Annotated in this window: 5 protein-coding genes and 1 tRNA gene; 5 read left to right on the plus strand and 1 reads right to left on the minus strand. The window is 35.8% G+C overall.

All coding sequences use genetic code 11. The features are described 5' to 3' along the window. The 5 genes from IJQ68_RS02535 to IJQ68_RS02555 form a co-directional block, all read left to right on the plus strand. Positions 1–1,026, plus strand: a 1,026-nt coding sequence (locus IJQ68_RS02535) for a lipopolysaccharide assembly protein LapB (protein ID WP_292796547.1), incomplete at its 5' end; no start/stop codon positions are given. A 25-nt stretch (positions 1,027–1,051) separates the two neighbouring features. Further along, positions 1,052–1,468: a DUF371 domain-containing protein gene (locus tag IJQ68_RS02540; protein ID WP_292796549.1), complete on the plus strand. Its 417-nt coding sequence runs from the start codon at positions 1,052–1,054 to the stop codon at positions 1,466–1,468. Between the two features lie 56 nt (positions 1,469–1,524). Beyond that, a tRNA-Leu gene (locus tag IJQ68_RS02545) sits at positions 1,525–1,608 on the plus strand. An 85-nt stretch (positions 1,609–1,693) separates the two neighbouring features. After that, complete coding sequence (galU, locus tag IJQ68_RS02550) at positions 1,694–2,548, plus strand: UTP--glucose-1-phosphate uridylyltransferase GalU (RefSeq protein WP_292796551.1); 855 nt, start codon at positions 1,694–1,696, stop codon at positions 2,546–2,548. A 62-nt stretch (positions 2,549–2,610) separates the two neighbouring features. After that, a complete protein-coding gene (locus IJQ68_RS02555) occupies positions 2,611–3,834 on the plus strand; it encodes an aldo/keto reductase (protein ID WP_292796553.1) in 1,224 nt (407 codons plus the stop codon). Here IJQ68_RS02555 and IJQ68_RS02560 read toward each other — a convergent pair. Further along, positions 3,831–4,068 (minus strand): hypothetical protein (locus IJQ68_RS02560; protein WP_292796555.1); only part of this gene is annotated, 238 nt, incomplete at its 5' end. The genes IJQ68_RS02555 and IJQ68_RS02560 overlap by 4 nt on opposite strands.

The following is a 4,068-nucleotide window of genomic DNA, read 5'->3' on the forward strand; positions in this document are numbered from 1 at the left end:
ATCTACAAGTGTTTCGCTTGTGATGCCTCTGGCGATGTGATTAAGTTCTTGCAGGAATATCTTAAAATCTCCTTCGTTGAAGCCGTGAAGATGTTGGCCAATAAGTATAATTACTATGAATATGATACTGAAGAGGTAGAATTTCTTGATGAGGTAATTTCCTTAATTAGCCAGAGAAAGTACAAACAGGCGCTTGACTGTATTATTGAATGTGAAAGCAGTGAATTGAATGATCCTTTAATCCTGATGAGCAAAGGCCAGTGTTATTTGAGATTGGGAAATAGAAATCGTGCGGAAAAGTGCTATAAAAAGGCTATTGAAGCATGTGATGAAAAACTGATGAATGAAAGGGATGAAGTTACCTTAAACATTAAAGGAAACTGTAATCTCCTGCTTAAAAATTATGATGAGGCCATTAAATGTTATGATGAAGTTTTGAACATGGATGATGAAAACACATTGGCATTAAGCTTCAAATCAGTTGCGTTGGTTAGATTAAATGAATCTGATGCGGCATTGGATTGTCTGAAAAAACTGATTACTATAGATTCGGACAATAATGATGTCAAACTCTTTAAGGTGCAGTATCTCAACGGAATTGAAGAGTATGAGGAATCATTAAAGATATTGGATGAAGTTTTGCAATCCCCTTATGAATATCCTCAGGCATATATGCTGAAAGCCGATGCACTGCTTGAGCTGGGAAAACTTGATGATGCAATGGAAAATATCAACAGATCACTTAAGTTAAATTCTACAAATTCATATTCATACTATGTTAAGGCAAAAATTTTAATGGATAAATCTGATTTTGAAACTGCTTTAATCTATATGGATAAGGCATTATCTATAGATGCAGATGTGGACTGTTATTTATTTGACAAGGCGTCCTGTTATTTGAACCTTTGCAGGTATGAAGATGCATATAACACATATGTTGAAGCATTTAAATTAAATCCTCATAGTGGAGGCATTTCAAATCATGAGATTTTCCTCCAGTTCATTCAGGATTTGAAAAAATATTAAAACATCAAGTGATATACATTTTAATATGGAATTCAAGATTAAATCCAAAGGCCATAGGAATGTCTCATCCTTGCACAAATCCACTTTCGAGATAACAAAGGATACAGAAATCGGACCAACTGCAGACTGTATAATCGGAGTGGATATGGATGATTCAATGACGGACTTTCCAGATGATTTCAAAGAAAAAATTGCTGACTCCAACACCAGAATAGCAGTTATTCTCGATACTCCTAATGGCCATGATGAAATTATTGGTTTTGGCCATGAGGATTTGACTTTAACCCATCCGACGGATATTGTCTGCAGAACAAGTGATTTTACATGCCCAAGAACACTGATGATAAAATCCTCCAAAGCTGCACGTGACCTGAATTTGGATTTGATAAATGATTTAAAAAATGAGGAAGAGTTAAAAATTACTATAAAAATACTCGAATAATAGTTAAATATATATAATGATAAAAACATATTTTTTTATAACTACTTTTGTTTTATGCGGGGGTGGTCGAGCGGTCAAAGGCGCTAGGTTGAGGGCCTAGTGGGTCAGTCCCTTCGCGGGTTCAAGTCCCGTCCCCCGCACTAAATTTCAATCTATTTTTTTAAGTAACTATTTAAGCATTAAAATTAAAAAATATAATTAATAATTTATTATTGGTGATAAACTATGAAAGCTGTTATTCCTGCAGCAGGTTTCGGTACTAGATTTTTGCCTGCTACAAAAGCACAACCTAAAGAAATGTTACCTGTTTATGATAAACCTACTATTCAATATGTTATTGAAGAAGCCGTAGCTTCAGGTATTGATGATATTTTAATTGTTACCGGTAGAAATAAGCGTTCTATCGAAGATCACTTTGACAAATCATTTGAGCTTGAACAGACCTTACAGAGTGCAGGTAAGGACGACCGTTTAAGACAAGTTCGTGCAATCACAGATCTGGCCGATATCTGCTATGTAAGACAAAAGGAACAGAAAGGTCTTGGTGATGCGATTTACTGTGCTAAAAAGCATATAGGCGGAGAGGCATTTGCAGTGCTTTTAGGAGATTCAATCACTAAAGGTCCTGTTCCATGCACTAAACAGCTGATTGATGTTTATGAAAAATATAATGCATCCGCAATATCCCTTGAAGAAGTTCCAAAAGAAAAGGTAGAAAGATACGGTATTATTAAGGGAACTGAAGTTGAAAAGGACATCTATAAAATCGAAAAACTTGTAGAAAAGCCATTGGCACACCAGGCGCCATCCAATTTGGCTATTATGGGACGTTACGTCCTGACTGCAGACATTTTCGATAAGATTGATGAAACCGAACCTGGTGTTGGCGGTGAAATCCAGCTTACCGACGCATTATCCAAACTCGATGCGATATACGGAAATACCTTTGAAGGAAAAACCTATGACATAGGAAACCGTTTCGAATGGTTAAAAACTTCAATCGAATTCGCATTGGATGATGATGAATCAAAAGATGCCCTTATTGATTATATGAAAAATATGATTAATGAATGTGAATAATTTATTTTAACAACGCTGAGAAATAACTCAGCAAATACTCTATTTTTTTTAATATTGATACCATGCAGTACAGAACAATCAAAAAGACCGGAGATGAAATCTCTTCTTTAGGTTTTGGTGCGATGAGGCTACCATTGAAAAATGGTAAGATTAATCGTGATAAAGCCAGAAAATTAATCTATCATGCTATTGACCATGGTGTCAACTTTATTGATACAGCATACCTTTATGGAGACAGCGAAAGCTTTTTAGGCGAAATCCTTCAGGGAGAATATAGGGATAAGGTTAAAATATGCACCAAATTGCCAGCAATAAACGTTCGAAAATATGAAGATATGGAATCAATTTTATCAGAACAGCTTGAAAGGCTTCAGAGGGATTGCATTGATTATTATTTAGTTCATGCAGTTGACTTAAAGGCAATGAACCGACTACTGAAAAAAGGACTCATCGAATTTTTAAACAAGGCCCGAAGCGAAGGCAAAATAAAACATATCGGATTTTCCTATCATGGACCAAAAGAGGAATTCGAGCTGTTGGTTGATGGATATGATTGGGATGTCGTAATGGTTCAGTACAATTACTTTGATGAGAATGTCCAGGCAAGTGTTGAGGGCATCGAGTATGCGGCCTCAAAAGGATTGGGTATATTTATAATGGAACCTTTAAAGGGAGGTATTCTAGCCGGTAAAATGCCTTCTGATGCTGAAGAGATTTTTAAAAATGCAAATCCGGATAAAAGCAATGCCCGATGGGCTATGGAATGGGTTTTGAATAATCGCAATGTGACCTGTGTCCTATCCGGAATGAATTCAACTGAACAGCTTGATGAAAATCTGGATGTTGCCTGCAAAATAACTCCAATGGCTATGAGCTTTGAGGATCTGGAAACTGTTGAACGGGTTAAAAGGGTAATGAGAAACTCTTTAAAAATCAACTGTTCAACCTGTGGGTATTGCATGCCCTGTCCGCAGGGAGTCAATATTCCCGAATGCATGAAAATCTATAATGAAAAATACCTGTTTGGTCATAAAGGATTTTTTAATCCAGCATTATTCGATTATTATCAGTATGTCGGAGGAATTATGGGCAGTTCCGGAAACGCAGGAAAATGCAACGGCTGCGGAAAATGCTTAAGGAAATGTCCTCAAAGATTAGATATCATTAAAGAATTGGAAAAAGTAAAAAAAGAATTTGAATTGCCTGGAATGAATATTCTTTTGCTTTTCATTCAAAAAATCGGTTTTCCATTATACAGGCAAATGGTTAAATTACTGAATCGTTAGCCTTTTCTTATCTTGTCTGTTATATCCTCCCATTCCTGAGATTCCACTACATCATATGTTTCTCTCCAAAATTTCTGTCTTACTATATTCGTCGTTTCCGTAAAAATCGGATTATTTCTCTGTTTTAAAAAATGGTCAAAATAGTCGTATGGCATGGTTAGGTCTCCTATTTTAGTGAATTGTTTATTTCTATTGATGAAATAATATTTAAAGCTTGTTGACGTCACGGAAAAA

The sequence above is a fragment of the Methanobrevibacter sp. genome (assembly GCF_017447225.1).
Classification (GTDB): domain Archaea; phylum Methanobacteriota; class Methanobacteria; order Methanobacteriales; family Methanobacteriaceae; genus Methanocatella.

Coding starts and splice junctions, on each gene's coding strand:
- IJQ68_RS02540 (WP_292796549.1), top strand. CDS start 1,052: ATGGAATTCAAGATTAAATCCAAAGGCCATAGGAATGTCTCATCCTTG.
- galU (WP_292796551.1), top strand. CDS start 1,694: ATGAAAGCTGTTATTCCTGCAGCAGGTTTCGGTACTAGATTTTTGCCT.
- IJQ68_RS02555 (WP_292796553.1), top strand. CDS start 2,611: ATGCAGTACAGAACAATCAAAAAGACCGGAGATGAAATCTCTTCTTTA.